At 63.7% G+C, this 14,177-nt stretch carries 10 protein-coding genes and 2 pseudogenes; 7 read left to right on the top strand and 5 right to left on the bottom strand.

Going from position 1 to position 14,177, the window contains the following annotated elements:
• Positions 1-45 precede the first annotated feature (45 nt).
• Entirely contained in the window at positions 46-2,133 is a 2,088-nt protein-coding gene (locus KW568_RS17065) for a bifunctional diguanylate cyclase/phosphodiesterase (protein ID WP_003247744.1), read from the top strand.
• Positions 2,134-2,184: 51 nt separating this feature from the next.
• Here KW568_RS17065 and KW568_RS17060 read toward each other — a convergent pair whose 3' ends face one another.
• Both KW568_RS17060 and KW568_RS17055 read right to left on the bottom strand, forming a co-directional pair.
• A complete protein-coding gene (locus tag KW568_RS17060) occupies positions 2,185-2,445 on the bottom strand; it encodes a DUF1652 domain-containing protein (protein WP_004575286.1) in 261 nt (86 codons plus the stop codon).
• A 275-nt stretch (positions 2,446-2,720) separates the two neighbouring features.
• On the bottom strand, positions 2,721-3,368 hold the full coding sequence (locus KW568_RS17055) for a DUF1345 domain-containing protein (protein WP_003247748.1): 648 nt from the start codon (positions 3,366-3,368) through the stop codon (positions 2,721-2,723).
• Positions 3,369-3,541: 173 nt separating this feature from the next.
• Between KW568_RS17055 and pgm the strand changes: the two genes are divergently transcribed.
• From pgm to KW568_RS17035, 4 genes and pseudogenes are all read left to right on the top strand, one after another.
• Complete coding sequence (gene pgm / locus KW568_RS17050; RefSeq protein WP_003247749.1) at positions 3,542-5,179, top strand: phosphoglucomutase (alpha-D-glucose-1,6-bisphosphate-dependent); 1,638 nt, start codon at positions 3,542-3,544, stop codon at positions 5,177-5,179.
• A gap of 78 nt (positions 5,180-5,257) precedes the next feature.
• Positions 5,258-5,763, top strand: a pseudogene (locus KW568_RS17045) (sigma-70 family RNA polymerase sigma factor).
• Positions 5,760-6,704, top strand: coding sequence for a FecR domain-containing protein (locus tag KW568_RS17040; RefSeq protein WP_004575287.1), 945 nt, complete (start codon positions 5,760-5,762; stop codon positions 6,702-6,704). The pseudogene KW568_RS17045 and the gene KW568_RS17040 overlap by 4 nt, the downstream one beginning before the upstream one ends.
• 67 nt (positions 6,705-6,771) lie before the next feature.
• Entirely contained in the window at positions 6,772-9,177 is a 2,406-nt protein-coding gene (locus KW568_RS17035) for a TonB-dependent receptor (protein WP_004575288.1), read from the top strand.
• Between the two features lie 125 nt (positions 9,178-9,302).
• On the opposite strand, the gene KW568_RS17030 is transcribed toward KW568_RS17035, so the two are convergent.
• Positions 9,303-10,241 carry a LysR family transcriptional regulator gene (locus KW568_RS17030; RefSeq protein WP_004575289.1) on the bottom strand — a complete coding sequence of 313 codons (939 nt, stop codon included), beginning with the start codon at positions 10,239-10,241 and terminating at the stop codon, positions 9,303-9,305.
• Positions 10,242-10,389: 148 nt separating this feature from the next.
• Between KW568_RS17030 and KW568_RS17025 the strand changes: the two genes are divergently transcribed.
• On the top strand, positions 10,390-11,217 hold the full coding sequence (locus KW568_RS17025; protein ID WP_004575290.1) for an amidohydrolase: 828 nt from the start codon (positions 10,390-10,392) through the stop codon (positions 11,215-11,217).
• A 177-nt stretch (positions 11,218-11,394) separates the two neighbouring features.
• Positions 11,395-12,134 (top strand): annotated as a pseudogene (locus tag KW568_RS17020) (SDR family NAD(P)-dependent oxidoreductase).
• Between the two features lie 202 nt (positions 12,135-12,336).
• On the opposite strand, the gene KW568_RS17015 reads toward KW568_RS17020, so the two are convergent.
• Positions 12,337-12,753, bottom strand: coding sequence for a RidA family protein (locus tag KW568_RS17015; protein ID WP_003247763.1), 417 nt, complete (start codon positions 12,751-12,753; stop codon positions 12,337-12,339).
• Positions 12,753-14,072 carry an NAD(P)/FAD-dependent oxidoreductase gene (locus KW568_RS17010; RefSeq protein WP_004575291.1) on the bottom strand — a complete coding sequence of 440 codons (1,320 nt, stop codon included), beginning with the start codon at positions 14,070-14,072 and terminating at the stop codon, positions 12,753-12,755. The genes KW568_RS17015 and KW568_RS17010 overlap by 1 nt, the downstream gene beginning before the upstream one ends.
• Positions 14,073-14,177: the final 105 nt, after the last annotated feature.

Raw genomic sequence — 14,177 nt, 5'->3', positions numbered from 1 at the left:
TCGTCAGCTTTTGTCGGGCCCCCTGTCCCGGCGCTGGAACTCTCAATGCTGACCGGTAGCTACTCCTCTTCGCTGGTGTTGATTTCGCTGTGCGTGGCGATACTGGCATCCTATACCGCCCTTGACCTGACCGGCCGCATCGCCACGGCCAAGGGCCGCGCCGCCTGCCTGTGGATGGGCGGCGGTGCGTTGGCCATGGGCATCGGCGTGTGGTCGATGCACTTCATTGGCATGCTTGCCTTCAGCTTGCCCATCGACTTGGGGTACGACCTGGCCCTGACCGCGTTCTCGCTGCTGATCGCTGTGCTGTCCTCGGGCTTTGCCTTGTGGCTGGTCAGTCAGCCGAGCCTGCCAGCGCTGCAGTTGGGGTTCGGTGCGCTGATCATGGGCGCCGGTATCGCCTGCATGCACTACACCGGCATGGCCGCGCTGCGCATGCTGCCAGGCATCGATTACGACCCGACGTTGTTCGGCGCTTCGCTGCTGATTGCCGTAGGCGCCTCGGCGGCGGCATTGTGGATTGCCTTCCGCCTGCGCACACACACACCCTATATACGGCAGATCCGCGGCCTGGCGGCGGTGGTCATGGGCGTTGCCATCGTGGGCATGCATTACACCGGCATGGCAGCGGCAAACTTCCCCGAGGGCAGCTTCTGCGGCGCGCTGGGGGGCGGGTTGCAGGGGGACAGCCTGGTTTACCTGGTGCTGATCACCACGCTGGCAGTACTGGCAGTGGCTTTGCTGACTTCGGTGCTGGACGCGCGTCTCGAGGCGCGTACTGCCGAGTTGGCCCGTTCGCTGACCTTGGCCAACCAGGAACTGACCCAACTGGCCTTGCACGACACCCTCACCGATCTGCCCAACCGTACCCTGCTGGCGGACCGCATCGAACAGGCCATTGCCAAAGTGGCGGAGCAGGGCGGTTGTTTTGCCCTGATGTTCATTGATCTGGACGGCTTCAAACCCGTCAACGATGCCTTTGGCCATCATATCGGTGACCTTCTGCTCAAAGCGGTGGCGGCCCGCCTGCGCGGCCACCTGCACAGCCAGGACACGCTGGCACGGATTGGCGGCGACGAATTCGTGCTGCTGGTGGAACTGCAGGAGCCGAACGATGCCATGGACGTGGCGGTCAAGCAGGTCAACCTGGTGTCCCGGCCTTTCCGCGTGGCCGAGCACGACCTGCAACTGTCGGCGAGCCTGGGTATCGTTCTGTACCCGGGCAATGGCCAGGACCAGCATGAGTTGCTGCGTAACGCCGACGCTGCCATGTACCATGCCAAGAGCGCCGGCAAGAACGGTTACAGCTTCTTCGATGTGTCGATGAACAGCAACGCGCGCCAGCAGTTGCAGCTGCTGCAGGACTTGCGCCTGGCGCTTGAGCAGCGCCAGTTCCGCTTGCATTATCAGCCCAAGTTCGACGCCCAGGCCTGCCAGCCGATCGGTGCCGAAGCATTGCTGCGCTGGGAGCACCCGCAGCAGGGCCTGCTGCTGCCTGACCGCTTCATCGGCCTGGCAGAAAAGACCGGCCTGATCATCCCCATTGGTGAGTGGGTACTCACTGAGGCCTGCCGTCAGATGCGTCAGTGGCTAGACCAGGGGCACCATGGCTGGCGCATGGCGGTGAACCTGTCGGCCATCCAGTTCTGCCATGCCGGCCTGGTCGACAGCGTGGCCCGCGCCCTGCAGCAGAACGGCTTGCCAGCCAACTGCCTGACACTGGAAATTACCGAAACCACCGCCATGCACGATGCCGATGCCAGCCTGACCGTGCTGCAGCGCCTGTCCGACATGGGCGTGGACTTGTCCATTGATGACTTTGGTACGGGCTATTCCAGCCTGATGTACCTCAAGCGCCTGCCAGCCAACGAGCTGAAAATCGACCGCGGTTTCGTACGTGACCTGGAGCAGGACAGTGACGATGCGGCGATTGTTTCGGCAATTGTCGCACTGGGCCAGGCGTTAGGCCTGCGTATCGTTGCCGAGGGGGTTGAAACCGACAAGCAGCAGGACTTCCTGACCCGTCTGGGGTGTGATTCGTTGCAGGGCTACCTGCTGGGCCAGCCCGTGCCGGCCGAGCAGTTCATGAGCAAGTTGCAGGCCATGGGCCCGGAACTCACTGCTGCGGGCTAGGCGCTGTATGAAGAGCCTTGATACTCGGTGAGGCTGCGTTGAAAACAGAGCCTAGACTGCATCGCGCAAGGTAATGGCGGGAATGAAGGCATCCATTTCCGCCTCGACGGCCTCGATGATGCGCTCTACATCGGCGGCGGCCATGATTGCTGCACAGGGGATGCCCGCAATCGCCAGCAGGGTTTCACCGCTGGCGCGGTCGAACAGCCGCGCAACCATGCTGCGTGGCGCATCCATGCTGGCCTCGAAACCCAACGGATGGAAATGCCAGCGCATCACCTGGCAGGCGTTGGGGAACGTCATCTTGTTCATGCCAGCCTCCTTGTCCGTACCTGGACGTGATGAGCGGGTGGCCACATCGATGCGGCCGCCGGGAAACTAAAGATAGCACCTGCTACGCGCGATTATCGGTTGCAAGTACGACAAATGTGCGAATGCATGACAGCGGTCACACCCTTGTCATGGGTGCAGTGTGTGGGCTGGCTGCATGGGCAAACGTTTTCCCGACCGCAAGGTGTCAGGTAACCATCGGGTTTCGTGGCGTTCGCTGACGTTCGACGCGCAGGTTTTTCAGACGAGCGGCTTGCTTAACCCAGCAACCCGGCAGCGATGTTGATAGTGAACCCCAGAATCGCCGTATTGAACACGAAGCCCACCAACGAATGCGCCAGCACCACCCGCCGCAACCCACGCCCGGCGACGCCCACGTCCGAGGTTTGCACCGCCACGCTGATGGTGAACGAGAAGTAGTGGAAGTCCCAGTAATCCGGGTTGCGCTCGCCATCAGCGAAGCGCAGTGGGGGTTCGTGGTTTTGCCCGGTGTAGAACAGGCGGGCGTAGTGCAGGGTGAATATGCAGCCGATCAGCAGCCAGGAACCGGCGACGGTCAGGCCGGTGTAGAGATAGTGCACGGCCAGGGCCGTGCCTTGCAGGCCGCGGCTGGAGACCAGTTGCAGGGTGACCGCGGCAAGGCTGGCGATGGCGGCGATGCACACGGTCAGCAGGACCAGGCCGGCGTTCTCGTCTTCGACGCCGGCGACCTTGCGGACCTTTTCCGGGCTGGCTGTCCAGCTCAGGTAGAGCACCAGCAGCAGGTACAGCCACACCCCCAGGTTCCAGCCAGCGAGGATGTGCTGCACGGTATCACCGGCGGGGATCAGCCAGGCGCCAGCGAGGCCGACTGCAGCGGCGAGGCTCAGGCGGGGGTGTGTGCGGGTCAGGCGATGGAAAGCCATGGGGCCTCATTCACAAGGGGTATGGCTTGTACTCTAGACCGTCATAGGGTTGGGTGGGAGGCGCAATACCCTGCAGGGCCTGGGGTTTCTTTGAGTCCCCCATCGCACGGCATTGCAACTCTCAGTACACTGCACGTTCCAACACCAACATCCGTTGAACTCGAGGTTTTTGCATGACGCTCAGTCCTTTGGCAGGCAAGCCGGCTCCGGCCAGCGTGCTGGTCGATATTCCCCGGCTGCTTACCGCCTATTACACGGGCCGCCCAGACGCTGCCGTGGCGGCCCAGCGCGTGGCCTTCGGCACCTCGGGGCACCGGGGCAGTTCGCTTGAATTGAGTTTCAACGAGTATCACGTCCTGGCCATTAGCCAGGCGATTTGCCTGTACCGCCAGGAAAAAGGCATCGATGGCCCGCTGTTCATCGGCGCCGATACCCACGCCCTGTCAGCGCCGGCGACCGCCAGCGCCCTGGAAGTGCTGGCCGCCAACGGCGTGCAGGTGATGCTGTCCAAGGATGACGAATACACGCCGACGCCGGCGGTTTCCCACGCCATCCTCTGCCACAACCGTGGCCGTACGCAGGGCCTGGCTGACGGTATTGTCATCACCCCGTCGCACAACCCGCCGCAAAGCGGTGGCTTCAAGTACAACCCGCCCAACGGCGGCCCGGCCGACAGCGACGTGACCAAGTGGATCGAGGGCAAGGCCAACGAGCTGCTGGCGGCTAACCTGGCGGGCGTCAAGCGCATGGACCATGCCCAGGCGCTGCAGGCGCCGACCACCCACCGCCACGATTACGTCAGCAACTATGTGGCCGACCTGGAAAACGTCATCGATTTCGATGTCATCCGTGGCGCCGGGTTGCGCCTGGGCGTCGACCCGCTGGGCGGGGCAGGGGTACGCTACTGGTCGGCCATTGCCAAGCACTACCAGCTGGACCTGGAAGTGGTGAACACCGAGGTCGACCCGACCTTCCGCTTCATGACCGTCGACTGGGACGGCCAGATCCGCATGGACCCTTCCTCACCGTATGCCATGCAGGGCCTGATAGGCCTGCGCGAGCGCTTTGACGTGGCCTTCGCCTGCGACCCGGACCACGACCGCCACGGCATCGTCACCCCTGACGGCCTGCTGCAACCCAACAACTACCTCGCCGTGGCCATCGACTACCTGTTCCGCCACCGTCCGCAGTGGCGCACCGACGCCGCCGTGGGCAAGACCGTGGTCTCCAGCGGCCTGATCGACCGCGTTACCCAACGCCTGGGCCGCGATCTGTATGAGGTGCCGGTGGGCTTCAAATTCTTCGCCCAGGGCCTGTTCGACGGTTCGCTCGGTTTTGGTGGCGAAGAAAGTGCAGGGGCTTCGTTCCTGCGCCGCGATGGCTCGGTGTGGGCCACCGACAAGGACGGGTTGATCCCGGCCTTGCTGGCCGCCGAAATGACCGCCCGTACCGGGCGTAACCCGAGCCAGGCTTATGCCGACCTGACCGACGCGCTGGGCAAGCCGTTCGCCACCCGTGTCGAGGCCAAGGCCGATGCGCGGCAGAAGGCGTTGCTGAGCAAGCTGGCGCCGGAGCAGGTGAAGTCGACCGAACTGGCCGGTGAGCCGATCGTGCAGATCCTCAGCCACGCCCCAGGCAATGGCCAGGCGATTGGCGGGCTTAAGGTGATGACGGCCAATGGCTGGTTCGCCGCGCGCCCGTCGGGTACTGAAGACATCTACAAGATTTACGCCGAAAGCTTCATCGACGAGGCGCATTTGCAGCGTCTGGTGCAGGAAGCACAAGTGCTGGTCGATGAAGCAATTGCCTGACGGGTAACAAACCGCTTGGTTCTGCGGTGTGATGTAAATTAGAATTAATCTTATTTACTCCGCCGCAGGACCCTCCTCATGATCGACGCCGCGCCGCCACCGGAGCCTGGCCTGCCTGCCCTGTACCGGGAGCATCGCGGCTGGCTTGAAACCTGGCTGCGCCGGCGTATGGGCAATGCCTGGGATGCCGCCGACCTCAGTCAGGATACTTTTCTGCGCATCCTGGCCAGCGCCCAGCCGCTGGCAGACATACGCGAACCGCGTGCCTACCTGTGGGCAAGCGTTTGCTCAGCAACTTCCACCAGCGCCGTAGCCTGGAGCAGGCCTACCTTGATGCCTTGGCGCAGTTACCCGAGCAACACGTGCCGTCGCCAGAACAGCGCTGGGTACTGCTCGAAACCCTGCAAGCACTGGATGAATTGCTCGACGGCCTCAAGCCGCCGATACGCAAGGCCTTTCTCTGGAGCCAGCTGGAAGGCTTGGGCTACGCCGAGATTGGCCAGCGCCTGGGCGTCTGCCAGCGCTCGGTGAAACGCTACATGGCGCAGGCTTACGAACATTGCCTGTTGGCCGAGTTGCAATGAGCCCCCACCCCCCAGAAACCCGCGAGGCGCTGCGTGCTGCAGCCCGTTGGCTGGCATTACTGGATTCTGGCGACGCAAGCGAATCTGACCTGCAGCGTCTGGCGCAATGGCGCGCCAGCAGTCACCTGCACGAAGACGCCTGGCAAAAGGCATCGCTGCTGCGAGCGCGGTTTGCCGGGTTGCCCGGCGCATTGGCGATGGCCGCCCTGGATCGCCCGGATGCCGGTCGTCGGGCACTGCTCAAACAAGCCCTGGGTGTGTCGGTGTTGTTGCCGATGGCCTGGCTGGTGAGCCGTGAGCTGCCGCTGGATGCCTGGACCGCCGACATGCGCACCGCAGTAGGAGAGCGCAGGCAGGCACTGCTGAGCGACGGCACCTTGTTGCAGTTGAACACCGACAGTGCGGTCGATATCGAGCGGGGTGCAGGCCGCGTGGCACTGCTGCGCGGTGAAGTGGCCGTCAGCGTGCCCGCTAACCTGAGCCTCACCTTGCAGGTGCCTTACGGCCGGGTGGTGCTCAGTGAGGGCGAGGCGTGCCTGCGCCTGCTTGATGAGGCCTGCCGGGTGTCGGCGATCAAGGGGGCGGTCAGCCTGCAGCCGTTGCGGGGTCCAGCCGTGATGCTACAGGCCGGCCAACAGGCCAGTTTGCAGGCGGCCGGCGTTGGCCCTGTCAAAGCGTTCGACGCATGGCAACTGGGCTGGCGCGAAGGTGCGCTTCGGCTGGACGACCGCCCGCTGGGCGAGTTGCTGCACGAACTGCGCAGGTATCGCCCCGGCGTACTGCGCTGGGCACCAGAACTGGAGCGCTTTCGTGTTACCGGCACGTTCCGCCTTGACGACACCGACCGGGTGTTGGCCCTGCTCGCCGCCAGCCTGCCGTTGCAAGTGCAGACCCGCACGCGTTATTGGGTGAGCCTGACCGCACGAGAAAATCGAGCATGAGGCTGTCCCCTTTTTTTCACTCGCCGGTCATTACCGGTAGGAGAAAATAAAAGGGGAGCCTTGTTCAATGCCTGCAGTAAAAACTTGCCGCCTGCGCCCACTGGCGCGCGCAGCACATCCATTGTTCGCGATGAGCCTGCTGTTGTGTGCACCCGCCTGGGCCGATGAGCCGGCCCGGCGTACGTTCCAGGTGGCGCCAGCCAGCCTGGGTGCCGCTTTGACCCATTTCGCCGACCAGGCCGGTGTCAGCCTTTCGCTGGACCCGGCATTGGTAGAGGGCCGGCAAAGTAACGGCTTGTCCGGTCGTTACAGTGTCGATGAAGGCTTCAACCAGTTGCTGCGCAGTAGCGGCCTGCAGGCGCTACCAGTGGGTGAGGGGGCCTTCACCCTGATGCCAGCCCCCCAGGCCAGTGGCGCGCTTGAAATCGCCCCCACCCGCATCGTCGGCGGCCTGGCCGCAGGCAACGAAGCGCAGCCGTATGCCGGTGGCCAAGTGGCACGCCAAGGGGCACAAGGCTTGCTCGGTTCGCGCGACTTCATGGAAACCCCGTTCAGCATCACCAGCTACACCAGCGACCTGGTCAAGAACCAACAGGCGCGCACCTTGGGCGAGCTGATTGCCAGTGACCCTTCAGTGCGTGCTACCAACCCGGCGGGCGGGCGTTTCGAGCAGTTCACCATTCGCGGCTTCAGCTTGTTCAACAGTGATGTGGCCTACAACGGTCTTTATGGCATCTTGCCGACGTATTCGATCGACATGGAAATGGCCGACCGGGTCGACATCATCAAAGGCCCCAGCCAGTTGATCAATGGCATATCGCCGCGTGGCAGCGTGGGCGGCGGTATCAATGTGCAGCCCAAGCGAGCCGCTGACAAGCCGATCACCGAATTCACCGGCAGCTACGCCTCGGCCGGCCAGGCTGGCGGCGCCGTGGACATCGGCCGTCGCTTTGGTGAAGGCCAGCAGTTCGGCGTGCGCTTCAATGGGGTGAAGCAGGCCGGTGATACCGAATGGGACCACCAGCGCGTCGACCGCGAAATGGCGGTGCTAGGCCTGGATTTTCGAGGCGAGCGCCTGCGTCTCTCGGCAGACCTTGGCCACACCGAGCGCGATACCGACGCCCCGCAGGAGCGTGTGCTGGTCGGTGCCAATGCCAAGGTGCCCAATGCCAATGACGTACGCCACAACTACGCCCAGGCCTGGAGCAAGGCGCGTACCAACGACACCTTCGGTGCGCTGAACGCCGAGTACGATATCAGCGAATCGCTGCTGGCCTATGGTGCGGTCGGTGCGCGCAAGAGCAACCACGACTTCCTGCGCCATAATGTGTCGATCACCAACGATGCCGGCGACTTCACCGTGCAGCCGCGTGACTTTACCCGGGACGAGTCGGTGCGCACCGCCATGGCCGGTTTACGTCACTGGTTCCATACCGGGCCGGTGAGCCACGCGCTGAACCTGGCCGCCACCTATTACTACATGGACTTCACCAACGGCGGGGCGCGCTATGCCTCGGCGCCGAGTAACCTCTACAACCCGGTGGCCGCACGGACACCCGGTACGCCAACCCGCCTCGACCCCGAGGTCTACACGGAAAACCGCTTCTCCGGCGTGGCCCTGGCCGACACCCTTGGCTTTTTTGACGACCGCCTGCTGTTGACCCTGGGTGCGCGCTGGCAACGGGTGCAGGTGGATGACTGGAGCGACGGCGTCAAAGGCGATACGGGCTATGACGAAGAAAAAGTCTCGCCTTCTGGGGGCGTATTGCTCAAGGTCACCGACCAGCTCTCGTTGTATGCCAACTACATGGAGGGCCTGAGCCAAGGCAAGATCGCCCCCTCGACCTCGATCAACGAAGACCAGATCTTCCCGCCGTTCACCAGCCGCCAGATCGAGGTGGGGGCCAAGTACGACCTCGGCCAGGTGGCCTTTACTGCCAGCGCCTTCCGCATTCGCCAGCCGGCCTACGAGACCAACCCCGCCTCGCGGGTGTTCGGCCCCAATGGCAAGCGTGACAACCGCGGCATCGAGCTGAGTGTGTTCGGTGAGCCGGTGCAGGGCGTGCGGGTGTTGGGTGGGGTGATGTATATCGACAGCGAGCTGACCGACACCGTCGGCGGTGCCTACGATGGCAACCGTGCGCCGGCCACGCCCGAATACAACGTCAATCTGGGGGCTGAATGGGACGTGCCAGGGGTGAGCGGGCTGACCTTCACAGCGCGCGGCATTCACTCCAGCTCGCAGTACCTGGACCAGAACAACAGCAAACGCATCGACGGCTGGGAGCGTTATGACGTGGGTGCACGTTATGCCTTCAAGGTGGACGCCACCGAGGTTACCTTGCGGGCCAGTGTCGAGAATGTGCTCGATGATCGCTACTGGAGCTCGGCAGGGGCGTCGGATGACAGTGAGCCGGGGTTGACCCTGTCCACCCCGCGGACCTATCTGCTCTCGGCCACGGTCGGCTTTTAAACCGAACCCTTGTATACCCAGCGGGAGCGGACGTGCCCGCGAATCTGGCGACTCGGTGCATGGCACCGGCTTCGGCAGCGTTCGCGGCTGAAACCCTTCCCACAGGGGGGCAGTTGCGTAGCTGATCAGCCCGGCGCAAGCGCCCGGCCCAACTTCTGCGCCTGCCCCTGCAATACCCGCATCAACTGCAGCGCTGCATGCGAGGGCGGCTCGAAGCGCGAATAGACGAAGCTGATATCGAAGTGAATCTCATCGGCCAACGGCACCACCGCCAGCCCGCTGTCCTGTGCAACGAACTCGTCGATCACGCTGATGCCCATGCCTTGCTTGACCAACGCCACAGCCTCGTTGGCATTGGTGAACGACAACAGTGATTTCAGCTGTAGCCCGCGGCGCCCGATGTGTTCGGCCAACAGTTCGCCAAACGGCATGTCGGGCCGGAACAGCAGCAACGCATGGCCCTCCAGCTGCTGCAGGGTCAGCGCGGGCTGACCGGCCAAAGGGTGACCCGGCGGCATCACCACTACCATGCGTCCACGCATGAACGCTTGCGAATGCAGGTGGTCGTGCACCACCGGCAGGGCGGCGATCGACAGGTCGACCTTCTTCGACAAGATCTGGTTGGGCATTTCGCCCATCAACGAGGTTTGCCACTCGATATTCAGTGACGGTGATTCACGCTTGAGCTGGGCCAGGGCCATCGGGATCACCACCGTGGACAACGATGCACTGCACGAGATACGCAACTTGCGCTGGCCGCCAGCGCCCAGCGCCAGGGCACATTCGTTGACCTGCAACGCTGCCTGGTACACCCGCTCGACCTCGCGAAACAGCACCTGCGCTTCGGCCGTCGGCACCAGGCGGTTGTTGACGCGCTCGAACAGCGGGTAGGCCAGGCGCGCTTCGATGTACTGGATCAGCTTGCTCACCGCCGGCTGCGACACATACAGCAATTTGGCCGCCGCGCTGATCGAGCCCGTCAGCATCACCGCCCTGAACACTTCCATGTGCCGCAGCTTGAACACCATAGGGCTTGCGTCCGCGCCTTCGTTGCCAAGCAGCATGTGTATTACCTTCGGTTATGGTTTTCGCCATCTGGGTATGAGCGTCAAAGCCGGCCACACAGTATCGTGAACCCCAGCCTAACCGCCCTTGCGGCGCACAATAACAAGATCTGCAGACAAGCGCAGTGGCGCTTGACGGGAGTGCTGCGTGAACATATTTGACGAAGCGAAGATCGATTGCCATAACCATTTGTTTGACCCTGCCCGTTTCCCCTATCACCCCGATGCACCCTATGCGCCCTCCGGCCAAGAGGTCGCCACCCAGGCGCAGTTCACCCGAGTGATGGACGCTTACGGCGTGCAACATGCCTTGCTGGTGGGCCCCAATAGCGGCTACCACACCGACAACCGCTGCCTGCTGCATGCCTTGGCCAGCGGGCAGGGGCGGTTCAAGGGGGTGGCGGTGGTCAAGGCGGACATCAACCTCGACGCGCTGGCGGCGTTACAGGCGCAAGGCGTGGTGGGTATCGCCTTCAACCCCGCGCTTTACGGGGTAGCCAGCCTCAAGGGCGTTGACGGGCTGTTCGGCAAGCTCGCCGAGCTTGGCATGTTCGCCCAGCTGCAGGTGTGTGACGACCAGTTGCTGGACCTGCACGGCCTGCTGCAAGGCTCGCAGGCTCGTCTGTTGATTGACCATTGCGGCCGCCCGGATGTCGCTGCCGGTGTGCAGCAAGCCGGCTTCCAGGCGTTGCTGCGGCTGGCCGACAGCGGCCGCGCCTGCGTGAAGCTGTCAGGCATGCAGAAGTTTGCCGCAGCGGATGCCTTGTTCGAACAGAGCAGTGCATACGTGCAGGCCCTGCTCGAAGCCTTTGGCGCCCAAGCCTGTGTGTGGGGTTCGGACTGGCCGTTCATTCGCCAGCCCGCGCGGGTGGACTACGGCCCGCTGCTGAAGTTGGCCGAGCGCCTGATGCCGGATGCCCGGCTGCGCCGCACAGTGATGTGGGACACCCCTCGGCGATTGTTCGGGTTTGCCTAGCCCCTCCGTTGTGTGCCCTTCCAACAACAAGCGCGCAATCCTGATGAACACTGAACAGAACACCCGTCCCGGGCGGCATCCTCCATGGCCTGGAGGATCGTCTCGGCTAGCGCCCCAAAAGGCATGTGACCTGCGTCGCTTGCCGGATATTCCTTCTGTCGAAAATGGAGCTGAACAATGAGCCAGTACCTGCAAGGCCAAACCGCTATCGTCACCGGTGGCATGCGTGGCATCGGCCTGGCGATTGCCCGCCGCTTGCATGTCGCCGGCGCCCAGGTGGTGATCTGGGACCTTGCCGTCGATGGCTGGAACAGTACGGAAAACGGCTTCGAGCCGGTGCTGCGCCAGGCAGTGGATGTGTCGTCGCTGGCCTCGGTGGAGGCGGCTTTTGCCCAGACGCTGGCGCGTTTGGGGCAGGTGCAGATCTTGGTCAACAATGCCGCATCAACGGCCCGGTGGTGGCGTCTTGGGAGTACCCGCCAGACGCCTGGGACAACGTCATCGCCATCGACCTGAACGGTGTGTTCTATTGCTGCCGCACCGCCATCGCGCACATGCGTGAGCGCGGCTACGGGCGCATCGTCAATATCGCCTCCATGGCCGGCAAGGAGGGTGTGCAGTACATCTCGGGCTATTCGGCAGCCAAGGCCGGGGTCATCGCTTTCACCAAGGCGGCAGCCAAGGAGCTGGCGCAGGATGGCGTGCTGCTCAACTGCGTGGCACCGGCGATGGTCGAGACGCCGCTGATGGCCGAGATGACGGCCGAGCATATTGCCGCGAGCAAGGCCAAGATCCCCATGGGGCGCTTCCTCAAGGCCGAGGAGATTGCCAATATGGTCAGCTGGATCGCCGGGCCTGAGTGCAGCTTTACCACTGGCTTTGTGTTTGACCTCAGCGGCGGGAGGGCAACCTACTGAATGGACTGGGTGTGGTACGTCCGATGGCGTTGGAGCTGCGCCGGGTAGCCAGCCACGCGCGAACTGCGGGCGACGTCTCAGTGTGCAAGTGCCGTCGTCCGTTGGCGTGCCCGCACCTCAACGCTTGCAAGCAGCGGCACGGGCAACCCAGGCGTGGCTGGACGGGCAGGTGGCAGTCACCCGCCGTCATTCAGGCCTGTGGTTATTCCTGATCGGGTACCACGGCGATCACGTCGATCTCCATCAGCCACTCGGCCTGGGCCAACCCGGCCACCACCAACCCGGTGGAAATCGGGAACACGCCCTTGAGCCACTTGCCCACCTCTTTGTACACCGGCTCGCGGAAGCGCGGGTCGGTGATGTAGGTGGTGGTCTTGACGATGTGCGACAGGTCCGAGCCGGCTTCTTCAAGCAGTTGCTTGACGTTCTTCATCGCCTGTTCGGTTTGTGCGCGCGGGTCACCCAGGCCTACCAGCTTGCCTTCGAAGTCGGTACCGACCTGGCCACGCACGTAGATGGTATTGCCTGCCCGCACGGCCTGGCACAAGTCGTTGTCCAGGGTCTGGTTGGGGTAGGTTTCCTTGGTGTTGAACATGCGGATGCGAGTATGGGTAGGCATCAGTGGGCTCCGAGGGTGCTGACATTGCTGATCTTGGCGGTTTGCTGCTCATCCGCTGCGCGTTGCTCGCGGTCGCGGTAGGCGGTGTAGGTACGTTGCGTGGCGATGTGGCCGGCGACGTGCTTGGCGTCGTGCCACACCCCCCAGATGAACGATGAACCACGGCGCGACAACCACGGCAGGCCGAGGAAGTACACGCCCGGTTCACGGGCCACACCACGCTGGTGCTGGGGCTTGCCGTTGGCATCGAAGGTGTCTACCTGCAGCCAGCTGAAGTCCACGCCGTAACCGGTGGCCCAGATGATGCTGCGGACGCCGGCCTTGGCCAGGTCCAGCTGCTGCAGCGGGTTGCGCATGCACTCCGGGTCGGCCAGGCGCTGGCGGGCTTCGGGCTCTTCCGGCAGGTCCAGGCCGTTGCGTTCGATGTAGGCATCGGCCGCATCCAGCAGGGCCAGGTAGTTGTCGTCGCCGCGGTTGATGTTCTCGACCAGGTTGTCCTGGAAGCGCGCGACGCCGTTCTCGAACGACTGGGTCAGGCCGACCAGGGTCATGCCCTGGTGGGCGAGGGCGCGGAAGTCCACGGTGTGGCCACCACGGGCGCCGCTGACCGCGATGGTCACATGCTCGCGACCGGGTTTGGCAATTTCCGCGTCCCACTCGCCCAGCACGCCCAGCCACCAGCAGAAGTCACGGTTGCGGTAGGCACGCGGCGGGCGGTCGTGGGCGCCGACCGACAGGTACACCTGGCGCCCGGCGCGCATCAATTCCTCGGCAATCTGCACACCGGAAGAACCGGCACCGACCACCAGTACCGCGCCTTCAGGCAACTGCTCTGGGTTGAAATAAGCGGCGGAATGAATCTGGTGCAGGTTGCTGTCTTTCGGCGCGATGGCTGGGATCACCGGCTTCTGGAACGGGCCGGTGGCAGCGACTACGCGGTTGGCGCGAATCACGCCTTCATTGGTGTCGATGGTGAAGCCTGGGCGGTCGCTGTTACGCACCACGCGCTTCACTTCAATGCCGGTGCGCACGGGCAGGTTGTACTTGCGTACGTACTGCTCGAAGTAGTCGGCCACCTGGTCCTTGCCGGCGAATGCATCGGCGTCGAGGTTGAATTCCAGCCCCGGGAAGCGGTCGTGCCAGGCCGGGCCGTTGGCGACCAGCGAGTCCCAGCGGCCGGTACGCCAGGCCTGCGCGATGCGGTTGCGCTCCAGTACCAGGTGCGGCACGCCAAGCTTGCTCAGGTGTTCGCTCATGGCCACGCCGGCCTGGCCGGCGCCGACGACGAGGGTGTCGATTTCGAGGTTGTTCAGTGTCATGTCCGAGCCCTTGTTCAGGCGGTTTTTGTCAGGTCGTTTTGGAGGACCGCCGTTGCCTGGAGCCAGACTAGGGATGCCGTGGAAATGGCGAAAATAGTATTTAGC

The organism is Pseudomonas sp. HD6515 (genome assembly GCF_024971855.1).
Classification (GTDB): Bacteria; Pseudomonadota; Gammaproteobacteria; order Pseudomonadales; family Pseudomonadaceae; genus Aquipseudomonas; species Aquipseudomonas alloputida.
This window is presented reverse-complemented; position numbering and strand designations above follow the sequence as displayed.

Bases quoted from the DNA above. Each gene is read 5' to 3' on its own strand.
- KW568_RS17035 (WP_004575288.1), top strand. From the start codon at position 6,772: ATGCCTGCAGTAAAAACTTGCCGCCTGCGCCCACTGGCGCGCGCAGCA.
- KW568_RS17030 (WP_004575289.1), bottom strand. From the start codon at position 10,241: ATGCTGCTTGGCAACGAAGGCGCGGACGCAAGCCCTATGGTGTTCAAG.
- pgm (WP_003247749.1), top strand. From the start codon at position 3,542: ATGACGCTCAGTCCTTTGGCAGGCAAGCCGGCTCCGGCCAGCGTGCTG.
- KW568_RS17065 (WP_003247744.1), top strand. From the start codon at position 46: ATGCTGACCGGTAGCTACTCCTCTTCGCTGGTGTTGATTTCGCTGTGC.
- KW568_RS17010 (WP_004575291.1), bottom strand. From the start codon at position 14,072: ATGACACTGAACAACCTCGAAATCGACACCCTCGTCGTCGGCGCCGGC.
- KW568_RS17040 (WP_004575287.1), top strand. From the start codon at position 5,760: ATGAGCCCCCACCCCCCAGAAACCCGCGAGGCGCTGCGTGCTGCAGCC.
- KW568_RS17015 (WP_003247763.1), bottom strand. From the start codon at position 12,753: ATGCCTACCCATACTCGCATCCGCATGTTCAACACCAAGGAAACCTAC.
- KW568_RS17055 (WP_003247748.1), bottom strand. From the start codon at position 3,368: ATGGCTTTCCATCGCCTGACCCGCACACACCCCCGCCTGAGCCTCGCC.
- KW568_RS17060 (WP_004575286.1), bottom strand. From the start codon at position 2,445: ATGAACAAGATGACGTTCCCCAACGCCTGCCAGGTGATGCGCTGGCAT.